Below are 19,294 nucleotides of genomic sequence, written 5' to 3'. Positions count from 1 at the left end.
TGGGCAGGCGCTCTGATACGCGCTAGCCGCGCGGAAGGCCGAGCACCCGCTGGGCGATGATGTTGCGCTGAATCTCGGACGTGCCGCCGGCGATGGTCCCCGAGAAGCTGCGGGCAAAACGCTCGAACCAGCTGGCGAAGTAGTGGTCGAGGTTCATGTGCGCATACGGCCCGGTCTGGCCCGGTTGCACGAGTCCGTCGGCCCCCGCCGAGGTCAGCGCCAGTTCCATCCCGCGCAACTCCGCTTCGGAGCCGAGCAGCTTGAGCACCGAGATCGCGGCCACGTCGTCTTCGCCGCGGGCGGTGCGGGCCAGCGCGGCCGAGCCCAGCAGGCGCAGCGCCTGCCGGTCCATGATCGTCGTGGCGTACTGGTCGCGCTCAACGTCGGTTGTGGGGTGGAAGTCGTCGATCATGTTCTCGAGACGGTCCGCGAAGCCCAGCCACATCATGGTGCGCTCGTGGCCCAGCGAACCGTTGGCGACCATCCATCCCTGGTTGAGTTCGCCCACCAGGTTTTCGGCCGGCACCCGCACGTCGGTGAAGAACACCTCGTTGAAGTCCAAATCGTCGATCGAGCAGATCGACGGGAAGGGGCGGCGGACGACGCCGGGCGTGTCGGTAGGAATGATTAGGGCGCTGATTCCCTTGTGTTTGGGCGCATCTGGGTCCGTCCGCACGAAGGTCAACAAGAAGTCGGCGTCGTGAGCCCCGGAGGTCCACACCTTCTGCCCGTTGACCACGAAGTGATCACCGTCCAGCACCGCGCGGGTGCGCAGCGACGCCAAATCAGACCCCGCGCTGGGCTCGCTCATCCCCAGCGACGCGGTGATCTCGGCGCGCAGGACGGGCACGGCCCAACGTTGCTTCTGCTCATCGTTACCGAACGACAACAGCGATGCCGCAACGATATTCACACCCTGCGGGTTGAAGCTGTGATAGATGCGGCGGCGGCTCAGTTCCTCCAGGTAGACGAACTGCTGCAGCACCGTCGCGTTGCGCCCGCCGAATTCCGGCGGCTGGCTGGGTAACAGCCAGCCGTTGTCGAAAAGCAGCCGTTGCCAACGACGAGCCCACTGGGGCATGTGCGAAACCGATCGCGGTCGTTCCCCGGTTTCGCTTGCGGGAGGCAGGTTTTCGTCGAGAAACGCCGAGAACTCGGCGCGGAACGCCTCGACGTCGGGATCAAAAGTCAGCTGCACGATATTCCTCAGCGATCCGCGCCCGATGCTCCGCCGCGCCACCGAGCATCAGTTCGCCCGCCTTGGCACGCTTGAGCGCGAACTGCAGGTCGTTCTCCCACGTGAATCCCATTGCGCCGTGCAGCTGTAAGCCGTGGCGGAAGACCAGCGACTGGCACTCCCCCGCCGAGGCCTTGGCCATCGCGGCCGCCAGCCGGCGACGGGGATCGTCGGCCGCGATCGTCAATGCCGCGAAGTACGCCAACGCCCTCGCCCGTTGCACCGCGACGTGCATGTCGGCGGCCTTGTGCTGCACGGCCTGGAACGAGCCGATCGGCACACCGAACTGCTGGCGGCTACTCACGTGCTCGAGCACCAGGTCGAGGATGCGTTGGCAGGCGCCGACCATGGTGATTGCCATGCCCGTCAACGCAATATGGTGCGCGCGCTCGTGGTCGACGGTGAGCCGGGCGGTGTCGGGGACCCGGACCTCGCTGAACGACAGGTCGGCCACGTGCAGGACCGGGTCGAAGACCGCCGAGCGGCGGGCCGACACCTGGCTGGACGCGGCGATGAACACGCCCGCGTCGGTCACCACTGCCAGGCGATCGACGCGATCGCCGTCAAGCACATGGCGCGCGGTGCCGTCCAACACCCAGCCTTCGGCGTCGCGGTATGCCACGACCCCGCCGTACACCGCCGTGCCCGACTCGTGCGGGTCGAACCGATCCGCCACCAACGGCGCGAACTGGCTCATCGTCGCCAGGAACGGTGTGGGGTCGGTCGCGCGGCCCAGTTCTTCGAGAACGATGGCGAGTTCGACCGTGCTCTCCGGGTCGTTCAGCTCGGTCCAACCCTGATCCACGTAGGACTTCCACAGCGGGCTCGGGTCGACGCCTTCTTCGGCCACGCTGCGCACCAGCGAGGGCGGGCATTGCTTGGTGACGGCATCGCGCACCGTGTCCTGCCACAGCCGCTGATCAGCATCGAACTCCAACAGCATCCGCGCCGCCTCTCGTCGTGACTGTCACGGCGAGAATATCATTCTCGGTTCCGGAAGTAATAATCTCTGAATCCGGGCATGAGGTCACCGGAGGGTCCGTGACGAGCTGAATCGCACCCAGCGACTAGCCGCTGGTCAACAGCCCGTCGGCGGCGCCATCCCACCGGTCTAGGTTCACGAACTCGGCAAGCGGACGCCGGCGCAGCGGCCCATGGCTTCCCTTGGGCCACCCGACCACGATGTGGCCGGCGACCATCCAGCCCTCGGGGATACCGACGGCATCGCGTAGCAGTTGTTCACCGCCATACGACGCCCAGCTGGTCATGCAGGCGCCGAGCCCCTGCGCGCGGGCGGCCAGCAGAAAGTTCTGCATGGCAGGGAAGATCGAACCGCCGAGCAGCAGTTCCGACGCCGTCGGGTAGTGCGCCTGCGCGAACAACACCGACGTGAATTCACCGGCGCGGTCGTGCAATTCGTAGGTCGCTCGGTAGGTTCGGGCGCGGCGGCTGTTGTCGCCGTCGGCGGGCCGGCTCATTCCGTAGACCGGCTCGATCACCTCCAGCGCGTGGGCGGCGGCCTTGGCCACCACGGCGCGCTGCTCGGGCGACCGCAGCACCACGAAACGCCAGCCCTGGGCATTGGCACCCGAGGGGGCCCACCGCGCCGCCTCGAGGCACCGCGCCAGGGTCGCGTCGTCCACCGGCTCGTCGGTGAAGCGCCGGATCGTTCGGGCGGTCGCCATCACTTCCCAGACGTCGGCGCTTGCTCCGGTCATCGCTTCTCCTCAACGTCGAGGGTCGTTCCGCTCGTATTCCTGTTCACCGCAAGTGAATTGGACGGTAGCGCCCTTGGGCCGGAAACGACCAGGCGAGCGGGCAGGTCCAGGTGAACCTCGACTGTAGCCCTCGCGGATATGGTGCGGTGAAAGACTGCGCTCACGCAATGGGAGCTCAGCGGGCGCGATCGGCAACCGCCGTGGCCGCCGCACCCGGAGTGGAGGAGGACGACATTGGATCGCGAAACCTATGAGCGGGGGCTGCAAATCCGCTCCGATGTGCTGGGGGCGGAGTACGTCGAGCGCGCGCTGGCCGGCGCGGACGACTTCACCGGGCCCCTGCAGGATCTCGTCACCGAGTACTGCTGGGGTGCGGTGTGGGGCCGCGAGGAGCTGCCGCGCAAGACGCGCAGCATGCTCAACCTTGCGATGATCTCGGTGCTCAATCGGCCCAACGAATTACGGATGCACGTCAAGGCGGCGCTGACCAACGGCGTCACCCGTGAGGAGATCCGCGAGATCTTTCTGCAGGTGGCCATTTACGGCGGCGTGCCGGCCGCTGTCGACAGCTTTCGCATCGCGCGCGAGGCGTTCGCCGAGCTGGAGCGGGACTAGTCATGCAGGTCGGGTTCATCGGGTTGGGAAACATGGGCTTTCCCATGGCATGCCGCCTGATTCAGGAAAAACACGACGTCGTCGCCTTCGACACGCGGGCCTCGGCACTCGAGCGCATCGTCGCCCTGGGGGCATGCCCGGCGTCGTCGCCCAAAGAGGTCGCCGATCGCGCCGAGACGGTGCTGGCCAGCCTGCCCACACCGGACGTATCGCTGGAGGTGGCCACCGGCGCGGCGGGAGTGATCGGGGGCGAACGGATCAAGCGCTATGTCGACTTGTCCACCGTCGGCAGCCAAATGGCCATGCAGATCCATGGGCTTCTTGCGGAACGAAACATCGTGCGGATCGACAGCCCGGTCAGCGGCGGTGTCGCCGGTGCCGAGAAGGGGACGCTGGCGCTCATGGTGTCCGGCCCCCGCGGCGAATTCGATGCCATCCGAACGACGCTCGAAGCCCTCGGCCGGCCGGTGTATGTCGGGGACAAACCCGGATCCGCGCAGACGATGAAGCTGGCCAACAACATCCTGGCGGCCAACGTCTTGGCCGCGACGGCCGAAGTGGTCGTCATGGGGGTCAAAGCCGGGCTCGACCCCGACGTCATGATCGAGGTGCTCAACGCGGGTTCGGGCGCGACGAGCGCAAGCCGCGACAAGTTCCCGCGCGCGATCCTGCCGCGCACCTTCGATTACGGCTTTGCCACCGGCCTGATGGTCAAGGACGTGCGTCTCTACCTCGACGAGGCCAACGCGCTCGGCGTGCCCGCCGAGGTTGCGGAGGCGACCGCCCGCCTGTGGGAGGCCGTCGCCCGCGATGAAGGGCCCGATTCCGACTTCACGACGGTAATCAAACCGCTCGAGAGGGCCGCCGGGGTCACGGTGGGTCCGTCCCCGGCCTAGGCCGCGCGGGCCTCACGTCGGGTCTGTGCCGGGCGTCCGCGGCGCAGGCCGCACGGATCCCATCCCTCGTCAACCCGGGAGAATGGTATTATCCGGAATGAAGAACCACACTTGCCCAGGAACCTACAAAAAGCCCATTACCAGCGTTAATGACTAAACGAAATGCTTACCGGAAACCCATTGATTGACCGCTCCAGAAAATGTTAGATTGGCTATCATATGACCTCGCACGGCCCGCTTTGGCCGGCGCCGGAGCCGAAGGGTGGCTCTCGTGATCACACACGCTGACGGGACGCGCACACCGCTGATCGACGCGAGCGTGCACATCTTCTTCCCGTCCAACAAGGCGCTGCGGAAAACGCTGCGCGAGCCGTTCAAAAGCCGCGGCTTCCCCGATTACGAGATGGACTGGTACGGCGCCCCCGGCGGGGAGTACGCGCCCAACACCGAGGGGCCGGACCGCCAGTACCCCGGGTCGGATCCGGAATTCGTTGCCACTGAACTGTTTACCAAGCGCGGGGTCGACGTGGCGGTCCTGCACCCGATGGCCCGCGGCATCATGCCGGACCGGCATCTGGGCAGCGCGCTGCACGCCGCGCACAACGAAATGATGGTGTCGAACTGGCTGGAATCCAGCGAGTTCGGCGAGCGGTTCCGCGGCACCATCCGGGTCAACCCCGATGACATCCCCGGCGCTTTGCGCGAGATCGAGAGATGGCGCTCCCATCCGCGCGTGGTCCAGATCGGCGTCCCGTTGCAGTCCCGCGAGTTGTACGGCAAACCGCAGTTCTGGCCGATCTGGGAAGCGGCCGTCGACGCCGGCCTGCCCGTCGCCGCGCACATCGAGGTCGGGTCGGGCATCGCGTTTCCGCCGACGCCGAATGGGAACACCCGCACCTACGAGCAGTACGTCAGCTTCATGGCGCTGAACTACCTGTATCACCTGATGAACATGATCGCCGAGGGAGTCTTCGAGCGGTTCGACGGCCTCAAGTTCGTGTGGGGCGATGGCGCCGCCGACTTCATCACGCCGTTCATCTGGCGGATGGACACGTTTGGCCGGCCGCACCTGGAGCAGACGCCGTGGTCCCCGCGGATCCCCAGCGACTACCTGCCCGGGCACGTGTATTTCGTCCAGGGCAGCCTCGACGGTCCCGGCGACGTCGAGTTCGCCGGCGAATGGTTCGGCTTCACCGGCAAGGACGACATGGTGATGTTCGGATCCAGCTATCCGCACTGGCAGTGCGGCGATATCACGAAGCTGCCCAGCGCGCTCTCGGCCGAACAGCGCGAGAAGTTGTGCTGGCGTAATGCCGCGCAGCTGTACGGCATAGACATTCCCGCCGGGGTGGGCGCACAGTAGAAGTGGACGCGGGCGGACCGAGAAAGACGAGGAGTTTCAGATGAGTTTGACCCATTCTCAGGAGCGGCTTCCCGCTGCCGAGCGCATCGCCGTCCGGTGCGTCGACTCGGACGTCCACCCGGCACCCAAGCGCGGAGAGCTCCTCCCGTACATCCCCGAGCCCTGGCGCAGCAAGTACTTCCTCACCCGCAACGTGGGCGAGCAGATCTACTACGACGCCCCGGACTACGCGCACTCGTACGCGATGCGGGTGGACTCCTTCCCCGCCAACGGCGAGTTTCCGTGCAGCGACCCGGACTTGGCGTTTCGTCAGCTGATCATGGAGGCCGGCTCCGACATCGCGATCCTGGAGCCGGCGGCGTACCCGGCGCGCATTCCCGAAGCGCAACATGCGATGTCGGCCGCACTCAACGACTGGCAGGCCAATCACTGGCTGGACAGCCACAACAACTGGCACGAGCGGTGGCGCGGTTCGATCTGCCTCGCCATCGAGGAGCCGGAAGAGTCGGTGCGCGAGATCGAGCGCTGGGCCGGACACCCCTACATGGCGCAGATCCTGATCAAGGCCGAGCCGCGCCCGTCCTGGGGACACCCGAAGTACGACCCGATCTGGGCGGCCGCCACCAAGCACGACATCACGGTGAGCTGCCACCTGTCGCGCAGCCAGTTCGACGAGCTACCCATCCCTCCGGTCGGATTCCCCAGCTACAACCACGATTTCATGGTGACCTACTCGCTGCTGGCCGCCAACCAGGTGATGAGCCTGATCTTCGACGGCGTCTTCGACCGGTTCCCGACGCTTCGGATCGTGTTCGTCGAGCACGCCTTCAGCTGGATCCTGCCCCTGATGTGGCGCATGGACTCGATCTACGAAGCGCGCAAGTCGTGGGTGGACATCAAGCGCAAGCCGTCGGAATACGTCAAGGACCACATCAAGTTCACGACCCAGCCGCTGGACTACCCCGAAGACAAGACCGAACTGACTCGGGCGCTGGAATGGATGGAGTGCGAGAAGATCCTGCTATTTTCCTCGGACTACCCGCACTGGACGTTCGACGACCCCCGCTGGTTGGTCAAGCACCTTCCCAAGGCGGCCCGCGACGCGGTGATGTACAAGAACGGCATCGCGACCTATCACCTGCCCGAGACCGTTCCGGTCCTCGAGGGTCAGACCCGGGTGCTCTGAATTGACGACGCAAGAAGAAGGGGCAACCACCAGGCGCCCCGAGCCCCGTCTCGCCCAGGGCCGCGAGCATGTCGTCGCGACGGTGGACGAAATCCCGCCGGGCACACACAAACTGGTACCGATCGGACGACACGGGGTCGGTGTGTACAACGTCAACGGCACCTTCTACGCCATCGCGAATTACTGCCCCCACCAAGGCGGTCCGCTGTGTTCGGGACGTGCCCGGGGCCGCACGATAGTCGACGAGACGGCGCCCGGTGATTCGGTCATGGTGCGCGACCTGGAATACATCTACTGCCCCTGGCACCAATGGGGTTTCGAGCTCGCGACCGGCACCACCGCGGTCAAGCCGGAATGGAGCATCCGCACCTATCCGGTGCGCGTCGTCGGCAACGACGTTTTGGTACAGGCCTAACTACAGGAGAATCGGGTGCCTTCTATCGAGATCAACGGGGGAAATGTCGTCTACGAAATCCTCGGTGACTCAGGCGATCTCATTGCTCTGACGCCGGGCGGCCGGTTCAGCATGGAGATCCCCGGTCTGCGCCCGCTGGCCGACGCCCTGGTCGCGGGCGGCTATCGGGTGCTGTTGTGGGATCGGCCGAATTGCGGCGCCTCAGACGTGCAGTTCTACGGACAAAGCGAGTCCCACATGCGCGCCGAGACGCTGCACAAACTGGTGACGGGCTTGGGCTTCGAGCGCTGCATTCTCGCCGGAGGCTCCGGCGGGGCACGGGATTCCATGCTCACCACGATGCTCTACCCCGAGATGGTCACCAAGCTCGTGGTGTGGAACATCGTCGGTGGCATCTATGGGACCTTCGTGCTCGGCTCCTTCTACATCGTTCCCAGCATTCTCGCCGTGCGCGGCACCGGCATGGATGGCGTGGTCAAGGTCCAGGAATGGCGGGAGCGCATCGAGGAAAACCCGGACAACAAACAGCGGTTCCTCGACTTCGACTCCGGCGAGTTCCTCAAGGTCATGCTGCGCTGGCTCAACGCATTCGTTTCGAAGCCGGGACAGACGATTCCGGGTGTCGAGGACGAGATGTTCGACCGGATCCAGGTGCCCACGTTGATCATTCGTGGTGGCGAGAACGACATGGATCACCCCAAGCGGACATCGCTGGAGGTCAGTTGCTTGATCAAGGGATCAAAGCTCATCGATCCGCCCTGGCCGGAGGACGCCTGGGAGCGCGCGTCCGAAGACCGCGCCGCGGGCAGGGTGCAGCATTTCAACATGTTCGACACGTGGGTGCAGGCGGCACCGGCGATCCTCGAGTTCCTGGGCTCGTAATGGCGCTACGTCGTTCTGTGAGATTCCTACCTGGTGCGGATGTGGACCTCGCAATTGAGCGACGCCTCCAGCGCCGTGTGCACTCGGCTTTCCGGAATGCGTTCGAGGTCTTTCTCACGAAGCGTCACGTGAACGATGTCGAAGCCGTCGTCGCCCGGGGTCCGCTCGATGTCACCGGTGAGCCCGAACGCGGACAGCACCCCGTGCGCGTCGTCGTCGGTCCCGCGGCTGACGAAGGTGATGACGCCCGGGTTGGGGGCGGTGCCAAACGCTTTGGCGCACACATCGATTGCGATTTTCTGCGCGGCTCCACCGTCTTCGGCCGCGATGAGCAGTTCGACCTCGCGTCGGCGCACCGGCATGGTGGCGAGGTCGTTTTTGACCACCTCGGCGCCCACCTCGGCCGCGAGCTCGTGGAGAGCTGCCATGCCATCACGTAATTGTGCGGGCGTGAGCCCGCTTTCCGGGTCGACGTTGACACGCACCACGGCAGTTCGCATGTGTGCAAGCCTAACCAAGACGATGGCAGGCCAGCTTTGAACACCACTCAGTCCACAACCACCACCGCCGTGCCCGCCGGGTGCTCACCGCGGTTGCTGCCCGAGCAGGCCGGCCGGGAAGACCTGGCCGCCTATCAGCAAACCGGCGGCTATCAACCGCTGACCGATACCGACGCGTTGCTGAGCGAGGTGGAGGCCAGCGGACTGGTCGGCCGGGGCGGCGCGGCCTTCCCGCTCGCGGTGAAATTGCGCACGGTCCGCGAGAACGGGCGCCTGATGGCGGACACCGGCGGCCCCGTCGTCGTCGCGAACGGCGAAGAGGGAGAACCGGCTTCGATCAAGGACCGCTGGCTGCTGCGCAATCGCCCGCACCTGGTCTTGGACGGACTGCGGTCGGCCGCGGCCATTGTCTCCGCCGACCGCGCCTATATCTATGTGTCGGACCCGGAATCGGCGCACAGCGTCGAAACCGCACTGGGCGAACTGGGTCCCGACACGCTCGGCGTGACGATCACCATGCTGAGCGTGCCGGCCGGCTACGTGGCCGGTGAGGAGACCGCCGCGGTCCGCGCGATCAACGGCGGCCCGGCAAAGCCAACGGACAAGCCGCCCCGCCCATTCGAGGCGGGCGTCGATGACCGGCCCACCTTGGTGAGCAACGTCGAGACCTTGGCCAACCTGCCCTACCTACAGCGGCATGGGTCGGCGGCGTTCCGCGCGCAGGGCACGCCGCTGTCGCCGGGCACCTTCCTGGCCACCATCACCGGGGCCGGGCGGCCGCCGGTCCTCTACGAGCTTCCCCATGGGCTGCCGTTCACCGAATTGCTTGCCCTGCACGGTGTTCCGGCCGACCAAGTGCGGGGCGCGTTGATGGGCGGCTATTTCGCCGGCCTACTCAACCGCTCTGTGCTGGAGACAACGCTGGACCACGAGACGATGCGACGGGTGGGCAGCGGCCTGGGCTGCGGCGCGATCTCGGTCATCACGGACGACTGCCCCGTGGCGGTGGCGGCGTCGGTGCTGGCCTATTTCGACCGCGAGAACGCCGGCCAGTGCGGCTCCTGCTTCAACGGGACGGCGGCGATGGCCGCGGCGGCCGGCGCCCTGCGTGATGGCGCCGCGACCACAGAGGACGTCGAGCGGTTGCGCCGCTGGTCGGTGGTGCTGCGCGGGCGCGGGGCGTGCGCGACCCTGGATGCCGCCACCAACGTGGCCGCCAGCCTGCTCGACCAGTTCCCGGACGAAGTCGGTGCGCACCTCGACGGCGCGTGCCCGGACTGCGCCCGCGGCGCATTCCACGCCGACCGTCCCTACGAGGCGGAAGCTGTGAGGCAGGCATGAAAATCCGTCTGGACCGCACTGTTTGCGACGGCTTCGGCATTTGCGCCAAACACGCGCCGGGATACTTCTCGCTGGATGACTGGGGGTACGCGTCCCTCATCGGGGACGGCACGGTGGCGGAGGCGGACCGTGATGCGGTCATGCGGGCGCTGCTGGACTGCCCGGTGCACGCCATCACCGAAATCGGTCAGCGCACCTCCCGCGCCCCCCAGCCGCCACTCACCGATGCCTCAGATCCGGCCGCGAATCTCAAAACCGAAGAGAACGAGGCGGAATGGGGATTCACGCGATGAACTTCTGCGGGCCCGGTTTTTAGCAACATGCAACTCACCTTTGACACCGAAGTCGAAGCCTTCCGCGCGGAGTTCGTCGCCTTCCTCGCCGAACATCTGCCCACAGAGGCGCAGGCCGCGGAGCGCCCTTCGTCGACCTCACACGTGCCCGAATGGTCGCGCCGCTGGCAGCGGCTCCAGTTCGACCACGGATGGCTGCTGCCCGGGAACCCGCCGGAATTCGGCGGCCGCAACGCCAACATCCTGCAACAGTTCGTGCACCGCGAAGAACTCTCGCGGCGCCGGATCTATCACTGCTTCAACCCCCAAGGCGTCGGCATCATCGCCGCGTCGCTGCTGTCCTTCGGGACCGAGGAGCAAAAGCAGAGCTGGGCCGTCCCGATTCTGCGGGCCGACAAGACCGCGTCACTGGGTATGAGCGAACCCGGAGCCGGCTCCGACCTGGCCGGGCTGCGGACAAAAGCCGAGTTGGTGGGCGACCACTTCGTGGTCAACGGGCAGAAGGTATGGACCTCGGGCGCCCATGACGCCGACGTCATCCTCACGTTCGTTCGCACCGATCCAAATGCGCCCCGGCACAAGGGGATCAGCGCGCTGCTCATCCCAACCGACACCCCGGGGGTGGAGCGCCGCCCCTTCGCGTCGGTCTATGACCGCGACGAGCTGGACTTCAACGAGGTGTTCTTCAACGATGTCCGGGTACCGGCGGGCAACCTGGTCGGCCCGCTCAACGGCGGATGGCGGGTCGCCAACGGGTCGCTCGGCCACGAACGCACCCTGATGTGGATGGCGTTCGCGAACCGGCTCGAGCAGCTGCTCGAGGACTACCGGCCGGCCGATGAGGTGAACGCGGACCACTACGCCACGATCGTGATGGACTACTACGCGCTGCGGCTGCTCGGTTCGGCGGCGCTGGGGCGCGCGGCCCGCGGCGACGTCGACGTGGCCGCTTTGTCGGTGCTGAAGGTCTTCGGTTCGGAAGCCGAGCAGAGCGCGCTGCGTCACGCGCTGGACGCGGCCGGCGTCGACGGCTTGTGCGCCAAGGCGCTGACGGCCCCGTACAACCCTTACGCCCCCGACCTTTTCACTGCCAGCTGGTTCGCCCGCTACATCAGCAGCTACGCGGGCACCATTGCCGGTGGCACGTCGGAGATTCAGCGCAACATCATCGCCCAGCGGGTCCTGGGCCTGCCGGCGCGCTGATCACAATTCCGGACACAGCGACGACAGGAACTCCTGGGTCCGGCGCCGCGATTCGGCTCGTTCATCGACATCCTTGCCCAGTGGCACAATTCGCGCCGCCAGGTCGGTGACGCCCGCGTCACGGTAGCGGCACAGCCGCGCGAGGATCGTCGACTCATCACCGGCCGCCATGGTGTCGCCGACGTCCTCGGCGTCGCCGTGTTCCAGCAGCCGCACGTAGTTCGGCGAGAAATCCGCGTGCCCGAGCACCTCGCTGGCGTAGGCGCGGGCATCGTCGGTCTCGTTGGCCGAGCACAGTGCGACGGGAACGCCGGCGACGATCCGTGGCGCGGTCCGGCCGGCCCCGGTCGCGGCCGCGGTGATGCGGGGGACGACGTGGTCCCCGATTGCTCGCTCGTCGGCCATCCACAAAACGGTGCCGCCGGCTCGCTCGCCCGCGAGTCGCAGCATCGCCGGTCCCAGTGCCGACAGCAAGACGGGCACGCCGTAGGTGTCCGTGACGTCCACCGGCGAATGGACGCAATAGCTTTCGTTGTCCACTTCAACGGTGCCGGGCCCGCCGAACGACGCGGCGAGCACCTCGAGGTAGTCGCCCATCAGGCGCGCCGGGCGATCGTACGGCAGTCCCAGTTGACCGCTGACGATCCAATGATGTGACGGACCGATGCCCAGCGTGAACCGCCCGCCGCACGCGATCTGCGTGGTCAAGGCTTGCTGCGCCATGATCATCGGATGGCGCGTCTGAATCGGGACGACCGCCGTCCCGATTTCGATGCGATCGGTCGCTTGCCCGATCAGCGTCACGGCGGTCATCGCGTCGAGGTAGCCGGGCACCTGGGGGATCCAGAACGCGGTGAAGCCGGCGGTTTCGGCGCCGGCGCCGTCGTCGATCAGCCCGGCGAGCCGGTCGGCACGTGAGCGCTCCTTGTCGGAGCCAATCATCAAGCCGATGCGCATGCGACCCTCGACTCCCCTTGCCTAAGGGACATATCGGTCCCACTCGTAGGGCACCACCGCGAAAAACGGTGCGGCGAACAGCGGTTCGACACTGCCATCGGCCCAGCGGTCGGACAGCACCGCCCGCATCCGTTCGGCGGTGACGACCGGATCGTCATCCAAGAAGCAGTACGTGATCGACTGATTGCCCTGAGCGCTGGCCAGTTCGGCGTCGACCTGACGCGATAGCGCGGACCAGACGCCGGTGACACCGTCGACTTCGAGCAGCCGGTGCGCGGGTGCCGATCCGCGTTCGACCAACAGGTACACGCCCCGCGCAGGCAACCAGGGCAGCACGTCCGACCCGGCCTTGATTCCGGGCGCCGACGCCTTGTGCTGGACGTCGTACACGCCGCGCTCCACCGGGGGCAGCAAGGGCAGCTTGCGGCCGGCATTGCCGAGGGCGGTGGACAATTCGTTGAAATCGTGCAGGCCGGCGACGTCGGCGAAGAAGTAGGTCATCACGTGGTCGACCGCGCTCAACGGCCCGTCGGTGAGCGCACGCGCGGAGCGGCACGCAGGCGTGGACACCAGGCGCAACGAGGCGCGCACCGCGGCCAGACGGTGTTGTTCCGGACGGTGGTCAAGGGTGTGCCAGCGCAGGTACTCGGCATCCTTACCGTCGGGGTGGCGGGTCGCCATGGACACGAACAGGGTGGTGATCCCGCCGTCGCCGGTGGCAAGGACCTCGGTGACCTCATCCGAGGGTGCGCCGGGTAGATGCATCGCGTTCGTCCTCACGTTCACGTCGAATCATGCTGGGGCAGCGGTATTTCCGGGTGGCGGGCCGCGATCATGCGGCGGAAGCCCTCACGCCACGGCACCTTCGTGCGGCCGAGCACCTCATGCATGTGGGTGACGTCCGGCCATAACGGCGTGTGCGCCTCGGGCGTGTATTCGAAGATGGGCTCGACACCGATCAACTCACCCATGAAGGTGCAGTAATCCTCGACGCTGACCGTTTCGCTGCCGGCCCAGTTCACCACGACCGGCGGCGTCGCGGCCACTTCCATGGCGCGGATGCCGAGTTCCACGTAGTCGTCTTCATAGATCGGGTTGTAGTTGTTCGGCTTGTCGGGGTGCAGTCGAATGGGCTTGCCCGCCAGCATCGCATCGAGGCGGTCGGCGGGCGCACCGCCCTGGGGGCCGTACGTCGAACAGATCCGGATGATGGTCAGCGGAATGTGAAAATGCTTGGCGATCCACGTGCAAACCGCCTCTGCCGCAACCTTGGAGAAGCTGTAGTTGGCGCGCAGCGGCACCCCCGGCGGATCGGCCTCGGTCAAGGGGCGCTGTCCCTGGTAGGCGTAGATCGAACCGGTCGAGCACAACACGAAGCCCTTGGCGGTGCGGCAGTGGTAGAGCAGTTCGCCCGACATCTGCGCATTGGTTTCGACGCAGTGGCCCCAGTCGTCTGCGCCGGGGTCGACCGCCGCGTGAAAGACGTAGGTGAAATCCTCGGGGAGACCGGAGAAGTCGCCGGCGCCGACGTCCAGCGCGACGGGTTTGATGCCGGCCTCGACGAGTTTGTCCCGGGCCGCGGCATCTTTCAGGCGGGCGGCGCCCCACACCTCGTTTCCCGCGGCCGCCAGGGCGCGCGCGATGGGAAACGCGATCTTGCCCGTCGCCCCGGTGATCAGGATCTTCTCCGCTTCGAGCAACCAGGCCTCCGAATGTTAAGTACTTGATAACGCTCTTGGAGCATAACTCTCGGCCGAAGCGAAACGCCACGGCAGGGCGCGCTCGATGTCGCGTCGTCCGCGGAGGAACTTTCCCCTGGTCGTGGCGGTATCAACGGCATAAGCTGAACCCGCCAAGGTCGGAATGGCCCAGTGGGAGGCCCCCATGCAGTGGTTTGTTCGTCGCCTGACCGCCGTCATCGCGGTCACCTTCGCGGCGATGGCGGTCGGGGTGATCGCAACCCCGGCGATCGGCTCGGCGGAGTGCGATCGCAACATGTCCTGGAATCGGACGACCGAAGAGTGCAAACCGCCGCCGCCACCGCCGGACTGGTACGCCGCCCCGCCGGAATACGCGCCGCCGTTCGCGGCGCAGGATGTGCCGCCACCCCCTCCGCCGCGTCCGTCGTGGTCACCGAACGAACCGATGTGGAATGCCGGCTTTCACCAATGGGGCACCTATTTCACCGGCACCTGGGTGCCGTACTGACGGTGCTCGCACGGCAGGCTGCGGTCTAGATCGTGCCTGCTCGCAAGTGATAACGTGATTCTCCGATTCGTATAACGGCCCTACCGAGTTGGCCGTGTGACGCACCGGAGGTGACGTGTCAGCAGCACCCGGCCGCCCATTGCCCCTGGTCACGCCCGAAAACGAGTTCTTCTGGACTTCGGGCGCCGACGGAAAGCTACGGCTGCAGGAATGCAAGAGCTGCGAATCGCTGATCCATCCGCCCGCGCCGGTCTGCCGGTACTGCCGCTCATTGGATATCGGGGTCCGGGCCGTCTCGGGCAGGGCGACCCTCGCCGGATTCACCATCAACCACCGGTTCAGCCTGCCCGGCTTGCCGGCGCCGTACGTGGTCGCCCAGGTCGCGATCGATGAAGACCCCCGGGTTCGGCTGACCACCAACATCGTGGAATGCGATCCCGACAAGCTCGAACTCGGCCAGCAGGTCGAGGTCGTCTTCGAGCAGGTCGAAGACGTGTGGTTTCCGCTGTTTCGGCCCGTCACCGACGCCGAGCCCGGCCGGCTGCCGGTCGACGAGATCGCGCCCGACCGCTTCGGCGAATACGTCCGGCCCATGCTCACGACCGAGAAGTTCGAGGACAAGGTCGCCCTCACGGGAATCGGCATGTCGCCCATCGGGCGTCGGCTGATGCGGCCGCCCCTGGCGTTGACCGTGCAGGCCTGCGAGGCGGCCATCGCCGACGCCGGACTGACGATCGCCGACATCGACGGCCTGTCCACCTACCCCGGCGCGATCAACGTCGGCGGATTCGGGGAGGGCGGCGTCACCGCACTCGAGGCCGCGCTGGGCATTCGGCCGACATGGCACAACGGCGCCATGGAGACGTTCGGCCCGGGCGGCTCCGTGATCGTCGCGATGCTCGCTGTCGCAGGCGGATTGGCGCGTCACGTGCTGTGCTTCCGGACGTTGTGGGAAGCCACCCACGGCGAGCTGATGAAGCAGGGCAAGATCGCCCCGGCGATGGGCCGGATGTCGGGCTGGCAGATGCCATTCGGTGCGACCTCTGCGGCACACACCCTCGCGATGAACGCGCAGCGGCACTTTCACCGTTACGGCACCACCAAAGAGACGCTGGGCTGGATCGCGTTGAACCAGCGAGCCAACGCCGAACTCAACCCGACCGCGGTCTATCGGTCTCCGATGACGATGGAGGACTATCTCGACGCGCGGCCGATCACCACGCCGTTCGGCCTCTACGACTGCGACGTGCCCTGCGACGGGGCGATCGCCGTCATCGTCTCCGCCGTTGACGCCGCCCGCGACCTGGCCAAGCCACCCGTGCTGGTGGAGGCGGTGGGAACGCAGATTGTCGAGCGAATCGACTGGGACCAAAGCACTCTCACCCACGAGCCGCAGGTGCTGGGCCAGGCGGCGCACGTGTGGACGCGGACCTCGCTGCGACCCGCCGACGTGGACGTGGCCGAGCTGTATGACGGGTTCACCATGAACTGCCTGTCCTGGATCGAAGCGCTCGGATTCTGCGGAATCGGTGAGGCCAGGGAATTCCTGGACGGCGGCAAGAACATTGCGCGCGACGGCCAACTCCCGCTCAACACGCACGGCGGGCAGCTTTCGCACGGCCGCACCCACGGCATGGGTCTGCTGCATGAAGCCGTCACCCAGCTGCGCGGGGAGGGCGGTGACCGCCAGGTCGCCGACGCCCGCGTCGGCGTCGTCAGCAGTGGCGGCCTCACTCCCAGCGGCGTGATCCTGCTGCGAGCAGACCGGTGAGCACCGCCAGCGACGATGCAGAGCGAAGCGATGAGGGGCGGCGCATGAGTGCCCACCCCCGTCCCCGGCTCGTCATCGTCGACGGGGTGCCCATGTCGGCGATCGTCGCGGAAGCCCCCGACCCGAAGGCCGTCATCGTGGCCATCCACGGGGGCGGCACCACCGCCGTCTACTTCGATTGCCCCGGCCACCCTTCGTCGTCACTGTTACGGGCCGGTGCCGCAGCGGGATTCACGGTCATCGCCCTCGACCGGCCGGGCTATGGCAGTTCGGCCCCCTATCCGGAGGCGATGGCCGAACCCGAGCAGCGGGTTGATCTCGCTTACGGGGCGCTGAATCGTATCCTCGGGCAGAAGCCGCGCGGTGCCGGGCTGTTCCTGATGGGCCATTCGGGCGGCTGCGAACTCGTCATGCGGATGGCCGCCGAGGGCCGCGACGCGGATCTGCTCGGCATCGAACTGGCCGGGACCGGCCGGCACTATCACCCCGCGGCCCGGGACATCCTGAAAACGGCGACGCGCGAACGTCGTCCCGCGGGATTGCGTGACCTGTTGTGGCAACCCGAAAGCCTGTATCCGCCCGAGGTTCTCAACGGGGCCACGGTCTCCCCGACCGCGCCGTCCTACGAGGACCGGATGGTGTCGAACTGGGCGCGCCAGGATTTCCCGGCGCTCGCCCCGGCCGTGCGTGTACCGGTGCACTTCAGCATCGCCGAGCACGAAAAGGTCTGGCAGAACGACACTTCGGCGATGGAGGAGATCGCGGAGCTGTTCTCCGCGGCGCCGCGGTTCACCGTTCACCGACAGCCCGATGCGGGACACAACATCAGCCTCGGCCACACGGCCGCCGACTACCACGCCAAGGTGCTGGCATTCGCGGACGAATGCGTGGGCGCCCGTGCGGATTCGCCCGACTCGTCGAACGTGACCGCGCAGTCACCTTCGGACCCGAATGTGACTGTGGTGTCACGCTCGCCCGATGACGAACCCGATTTGGAGGCCGGTTGATGCGCGTCGGATTCATCGGGTTGGGCAGTCAGGGCGGGCCCATGGCGCGGCGCATCGCCGAGGGCGGCTACCCCACCGCGTTGTGGGCGCGCAGGCCCGTGACCCTGGAGGCGTTCGCCGACACCCCGGCCACGATCGCAGGTTCACCGGCCGAACTGGCCGCGGCCAGCGATCTGGTCTGCCTCTGCGTCGTCGGCGACGCCGACATCGACGAACTCACCGGCGGCGAAGGCGGATTGCTCGCGGCAATGAAGCCGGGCGGCATCATCGCGGTGCACAGCACGGTGCACCCCAAGACGTGCCGAGAACTCGCGAAGCGGGCTGGGGCGGCCGGTGTTTCGATCGTCGATGCGCCGGTGAGCGGGGGCGGCGGAGCGGCGGCCGAAGGCCGCCTGCTGGTGATGGCCGGCGGCGACACCGAGGCCGTCGAACGCTGCCGCCCGGTGTTCGAGACCTATGCCGATCCGGTCGTTCATCTCGGCGAGCTCGGTTCGGGGCAGACCACCAAGCTGCTCAACAACCTGTTGTTCACCGCCAACCTCGCCACAGCGGCCACCGCGCTGTCGCTCGCGGACGCGCTGGGTGTCACCCCGGAGCGACTCACCGAGGTCGTCTCCCGCAGCAGTGGAAATAGCTTTGCGCTCAACGCCCTTGGTGGCATCGGCGGGCTGGATCGGCTGGCCGGTGTGGCCGGCGGGCTGCTGCAGAAGGACGTCCGGCTGGTCGTCGACCTTGCCGAGCAGGCCGGGGCCGACGGCGGCGCCGTGCTCGAGGCGGCCGACGCGGCGCTGCGCCTCATGGGCAATCCACGGTGAGAGTCGGATTCGTCGGCGCGGGGCGGATGGGCCGCCCCATGGTAAGTCGTCTGGTCGCCGCCGGCCACGACTTCCACGCCCTGGGCCGGACCGCCGAAAAGCGCCGCGAACTAGAACAACTCGGCGCGCGCGCCGTACCGGAGGCGGCCGACGCCGGCGCGCACGCCGACGTGGTGGTGCTCTGCGTGTTCACCGACGAGCAGGCGCGCCAGGTGTGCCTGGACAGCGGATTGCTGCCGGCCATGCCGCCGGGTTCGGCGCTGGTGGTGCACACCACCGCCAGCCCCAACACCGTCGAGGCCATCGCCGCGCGCGCCGATCACGTCGACGTCGTCGACGCCGCGATCAGCGGAGGCCCGCACGACATCGCGGCCGGCCGGCTCACGCTGTTCGTGGGCGGCGCCGGGGCGGCGGTTGACCGGGTGCGACCGCTGCTGGCCTGCTACGGGGATCCGGTCCTGCACGTCGGGCCCGTCGGCGCCGGCCAGAAGGTCAAGCTGGTCAACAACGCTCTCTTCGCGGGACAGATCGGGCTGCTCGCGGAGGCCGTCCGGCTGGGCGAGCGGCTCGGCGTGCCCGAATCGACATTGCTGAGCGCGCTGGGCCGAGGCAGCGCGAGCAGTCGCGTGCTGAGCCTCGTCGCGGCAAGCGGGTCCGTCGCGTCGTTCATCGAGGTAACCGGCGACTTCGTCGGCAAGGACGTGGCCGTCGTCCGCGACATCGCCGCGGAACTGGGCGGCGGACTGGGCGCGCTGGACGACGTCCTCACGACGATCGACGTCGCGAAGAAGGTTTGAGATGCCAGCGTTTTGGTCTTTCCGGTTCGTCACGAAGGTATTACCGTTAGCGTTACAGTCGGGGACTCCGCTGTAAAGGTTTCAGCCCGA

General features: G+C 67.1%; 21 protein-coding genes. 14 read left to right on the top strand and 7 right to left on the bottom strand.

The window, feature by feature from the left end:
• Positions 1-22: 22 nt before the first annotated feature.
• From AC0KS4_RS02040 to AC0KS4_RS02030, 3 genes are all read right to left on the bottom strand, one after another.
• Complete coding sequence (locus tag AC0KS4_RS02040; RefSeq protein WP_238958332.1) at positions 23-1,198, bottom strand: acyl-CoA dehydrogenase family protein; 1,176 nt, start codon at positions 1,196-1,198, stop codon at positions 23-25.
• A complete protein-coding gene (locus AC0KS4_RS02035; RefSeq protein WP_238958333.1) occupies positions 1,182-2,180 on the bottom strand; it encodes an acyl-CoA dehydrogenase family protein in 999 nt (332 codons plus the stop codon). The genes AC0KS4_RS02040 and AC0KS4_RS02035 overlap by 17 nt, the downstream gene beginning before the upstream one ends.
• Before the next feature lie 124 nt (positions 2,181-2,304).
• Positions 2,305-2,955, bottom strand: a complete 651-nt coding sequence (locus AC0KS4_RS02030) for a nitroreductase family protein (protein WP_238958334.1) — start codon at positions 2,953-2,955, stop codon at positions 2,305-2,307.
• A gap of 234 nt (positions 2,956-3,189) precedes the next feature.
• Here AC0KS4_RS02030 and AC0KS4_RS02025 point away from each other — a divergent pair, with 234 nt between their 5' ends.
• The 6 genes from AC0KS4_RS02025 to AC0KS4_RS02000 all read left to right on the top strand — a co-directional run bounded on the left by AC0KS4_RS02025 (position 3,190) and on the right by AC0KS4_RS02000 (position 8,312).
• Entirely contained in the window at positions 3,190-3,570 is a 381-nt protein-coding gene (locus AC0KS4_RS02025) for a carboxymuconolactone decarboxylase family protein (RefSeq protein WP_225327408.1), read from the top strand.
• A gap of 2 nt (positions 3,571-3,572) precedes the next feature.
• On the top strand, positions 3,573-4,466 hold the full coding sequence (locus AC0KS4_RS02020; RefSeq protein ID WP_238958335.1) for an NAD(P)-dependent oxidoreductase: 894 nt from the start codon (positions 3,573-3,575) through the stop codon (positions 4,464-4,466).
• 271 nt (positions 4,467-4,737) lie between these two features.
• The gene (locus AC0KS4_RS02015) at positions 4,738-5,829 is read left to right on the top strand and encodes an amidohydrolase family protein (protein ID WP_238958336.1); all 1,092 of its coding nucleotides are present in this window, start codon (positions 4,738-4,740) and stop codon (positions 5,827-5,829) included.
• A 40-nt stretch (positions 5,830-5,869) separates the two neighbouring features.
• Complete coding sequence (locus tag AC0KS4_RS02010) at positions 5,870-7,015, top strand: amidohydrolase family protein (protein ID WP_225327411.1); 1,146 nt, start codon at positions 5,870-5,872, stop codon at positions 7,013-7,015.
• Position 7,016: 1 nt separating this feature from the next.
• Positions 7,017-7,430, top strand: coding sequence for a Rieske (2Fe-2S) protein (locus AC0KS4_RS02005; RefSeq protein ID WP_064933395.1), 414 nt, complete (start codon positions 7,017-7,019; stop codon positions 7,428-7,430).
• A 15-nt stretch (positions 7,431-7,445) separates the two neighbouring features.
• A complete protein-coding gene (locus AC0KS4_RS02000) occupies positions 7,446-8,312 on the top strand; it encodes an alpha/beta fold hydrolase (protein WP_238958337.1) in 867 nt (288 codons plus the stop codon).
• Between the two features lie 26 nt (positions 8,313-8,338).
• On the opposite strand, the gene AC0KS4_RS01995 is transcribed toward AC0KS4_RS02000, so the two are convergent.
• Positions 8,339-8,812 carry a hypothetical protein gene (locus tag AC0KS4_RS01995; RefSeq protein WP_238958338.1) on the bottom strand — a complete coding sequence of 158 codons (474 nt, stop codon included), beginning with the start codon at positions 8,810-8,812 and terminating at the stop codon, positions 8,339-8,341.
• 36 nt (positions 8,813-8,848) lie between these two features.
• On the opposite strand from AC0KS4_RS01995, the gene AC0KS4_RS01990 reads away from it, so the two are divergent.
• From AC0KS4_RS01990 to AC0KS4_RS01980, 3 genes are read left to right on the top strand one after another with little or no spacing between them, the layout of a single operon-like run.
• Positions 8,849-10,153 (top strand): NADH-ubiquinone oxidoreductase-F iron-sulfur binding region domain-containing protein, encoded by a 1,305-nt coding sequence (locus tag AC0KS4_RS01990; protein ID WP_238958339.1) that lies wholly within the window; start codon positions 8,849-8,851, stop codon positions 10,151-10,153.
• Positions 10,150-10,446: a ferredoxin gene (locus AC0KS4_RS01985; RefSeq protein WP_225327415.1), complete on the top strand. Its 297-nt coding sequence runs from the start codon at positions 10,150-10,152 to the stop codon at positions 10,444-10,446. The genes AC0KS4_RS01990 and AC0KS4_RS01985 overlap by 4 nt, the downstream gene beginning before the upstream one ends.
• Positions 10,447-10,473: 27 nt before the next feature.
• A complete protein-coding gene (locus AC0KS4_RS01980) occupies positions 10,474-11,649 on the top strand; it encodes an acyl-CoA dehydrogenase family protein (RefSeq protein ID WP_238958340.1) in 1,176 nt (391 codons plus the stop codon).
• Here the strand turns inward: AC0KS4_RS01980 and AC0KS4_RS01975 are convergent, their stop codons facing one another.
• From AC0KS4_RS01975 to AC0KS4_RS01965, 3 genes are read right to left on the bottom strand one after another with little or no spacing between them, the layout of a single operon-like run.
• A complete protein-coding gene (locus tag AC0KS4_RS01975; RefSeq protein ID WP_238958341.1) occupies positions 11,650-12,606 on the bottom strand; it encodes a TIGR03564 family F420-dependent LLM class oxidoreductase in 957 nt (318 codons plus the stop codon).
• 21 nt (positions 12,607-12,627) lie between these two features.
• Complete coding sequence (locus tag AC0KS4_RS01970) at positions 12,628-13,371, bottom strand: hypothetical protein (RefSeq protein ID WP_238958342.1); 744 nt, start codon at positions 13,369-13,371, stop codon at positions 12,628-12,630.
• Between the two features lie 17 nt (positions 13,372-13,388).
• Entirely contained in the window at positions 13,389-14,306 is a 918-nt protein-coding gene (locus AC0KS4_RS01965) for an NAD-dependent epimerase/dehydratase family protein (RefSeq protein ID WP_238958343.1), read from the bottom strand.
• A gap of 184 nt (positions 14,307-14,490) precedes the next feature.
• On the opposite strand from AC0KS4_RS01965, the gene AC0KS4_RS01960 reads away from it, so the two are divergent.
• The 5 genes from AC0KS4_RS01960 to AC0KS4_RS01940 all read left to right on the top strand — a co-directional run bounded on the left by AC0KS4_RS01960 (position 14,491) and on the right by AC0KS4_RS01940 (position 19,204).
• Positions 14,491-14,814 (top strand): hypothetical protein, encoded by a 324-nt coding sequence (locus tag AC0KS4_RS01960; protein ID WP_238958344.1) that lies wholly within the window; start codon positions 14,491-14,493, stop codon positions 14,812-14,814.
• A gap of 115 nt (positions 14,815-14,929) precedes the next feature.
• A complete protein-coding gene (locus AC0KS4_RS01955) occupies positions 14,930-16,585 on the top strand; it encodes a thiolase C-terminal domain-containing protein (protein WP_238958345.1) in 1,656 nt (551 codons plus the stop codon).
• Positions 16,586-16,629: 44 nt separating this feature from the next.
• A complete protein-coding gene (locus AC0KS4_RS01950; RefSeq protein WP_238958346.1) occupies positions 16,630-17,592 on the top strand; it encodes an alpha/beta hydrolase in 963 nt (320 codons plus the stop codon).
• On the top strand, positions 17,592-18,407 hold the full coding sequence (locus AC0KS4_RS01945) for an NAD(P)-dependent oxidoreductase (RefSeq protein WP_238958347.1): 816 nt from the start codon (positions 17,592-17,594) through the stop codon (positions 18,405-18,407). The genes AC0KS4_RS01950 and AC0KS4_RS01945 overlap by 1 nt, the downstream gene beginning before the upstream one ends.
• Positions 18,404-19,204: an NAD(P)-dependent oxidoreductase gene (locus AC0KS4_RS01940; protein WP_308193107.1), complete on the top strand. Its 801-nt coding sequence runs from the start codon at positions 18,404-18,406 to the stop codon at positions 19,202-19,204. Before AC0KS4_RS01945 ends, AC0KS4_RS01940 begins: the two co-directional genes overlap by 4 nt.
• Positions 19,205-19,294: the final 90 nt, after the last annotated feature.

It is taken from the genome of Mycobacterium sp. NTMscope_MAC_12 (assembly GCF_976985675.1).
Note: the sequence above shows the minus strand (reverse complement) of the source record. Positions and strands in the feature narration are given on the sequence as shown.

Coding starts and splice junctions, on each gene's coding strand:
- AC0KS4_RS01950 (WP_238958346.1), top strand. CDS start 16,630: ATGAGTGCCCACCCCCGTCCCCGGCTCGTCATCGTCGACGGGGTGCCC.
- AC0KS4_RS01970 (WP_238958342.1), bottom strand. CDS start 13,371: ATGCATCTACCCGGCGCACCCTCGGATGAGGTCACCGAGGTCCTTGCC.
- AC0KS4_RS01985 (WP_225327415.1), top strand. CDS start 10,150: ATGAAAATCCGTCTGGACCGCACTGTTTGCGACGGCTTCGGCATTTGC.
- AC0KS4_RS02030 (WP_238958334.1), bottom strand. CDS start 2,955: ATGACCGGAGCAAGCGCCGACGTCTGGGAAGTGATGGCGACCGCCCGA.
- AC0KS4_RS01975 (WP_238958341.1), bottom strand. CDS start 12,606: ATGCGCATCGGCTTGATGATTGGCTCCGACAAGGAGCGCTCACGTGCC.
- AC0KS4_RS01980 (WP_238958340.1), top strand. CDS start 10,474: ATGCAACTCACCTTTGACACCGAAGTCGAAGCCTTCCGCGCGGAGTTC.
- AC0KS4_RS02010 (WP_225327411.1), top strand. CDS start 5,870: ATGAGTTTGACCCATTCTCAGGAGCGGCTTCCCGCTGCCGAGCGCATC.
- AC0KS4_RS01960 (WP_238958344.1), top strand. CDS start 14,491: ATGCAGTGGTTTGTTCGTCGCCTGACCGCCGTCATCGCGGTCACCTTC.
- AC0KS4_RS02020 (WP_238958335.1), top strand. CDS start 3,573: ATGCAGGTCGGGTTCATCGGGTTGGGAAACATGGGCTTTCCCATGGCA.
- AC0KS4_RS01945 (WP_238958347.1), top strand. CDS start 17,592: ATGCGCGTCGGATTCATCGGGTTGGGCAGTCAGGGCGGGCCCATGGCG.
- AC0KS4_RS01995 (WP_238958338.1), bottom strand. CDS start 8,812: ATGCGAACTGCCGTGGTGCGTGTCAACGTCGACCCGGAAAGCGGGCTC.
- AC0KS4_RS02035 (WP_238958333.1), bottom strand. CDS start 2,180: ATGCTGTTGGAGTTCGATGCTGATCAGCGGCTGTGGCAGGACACGGTG.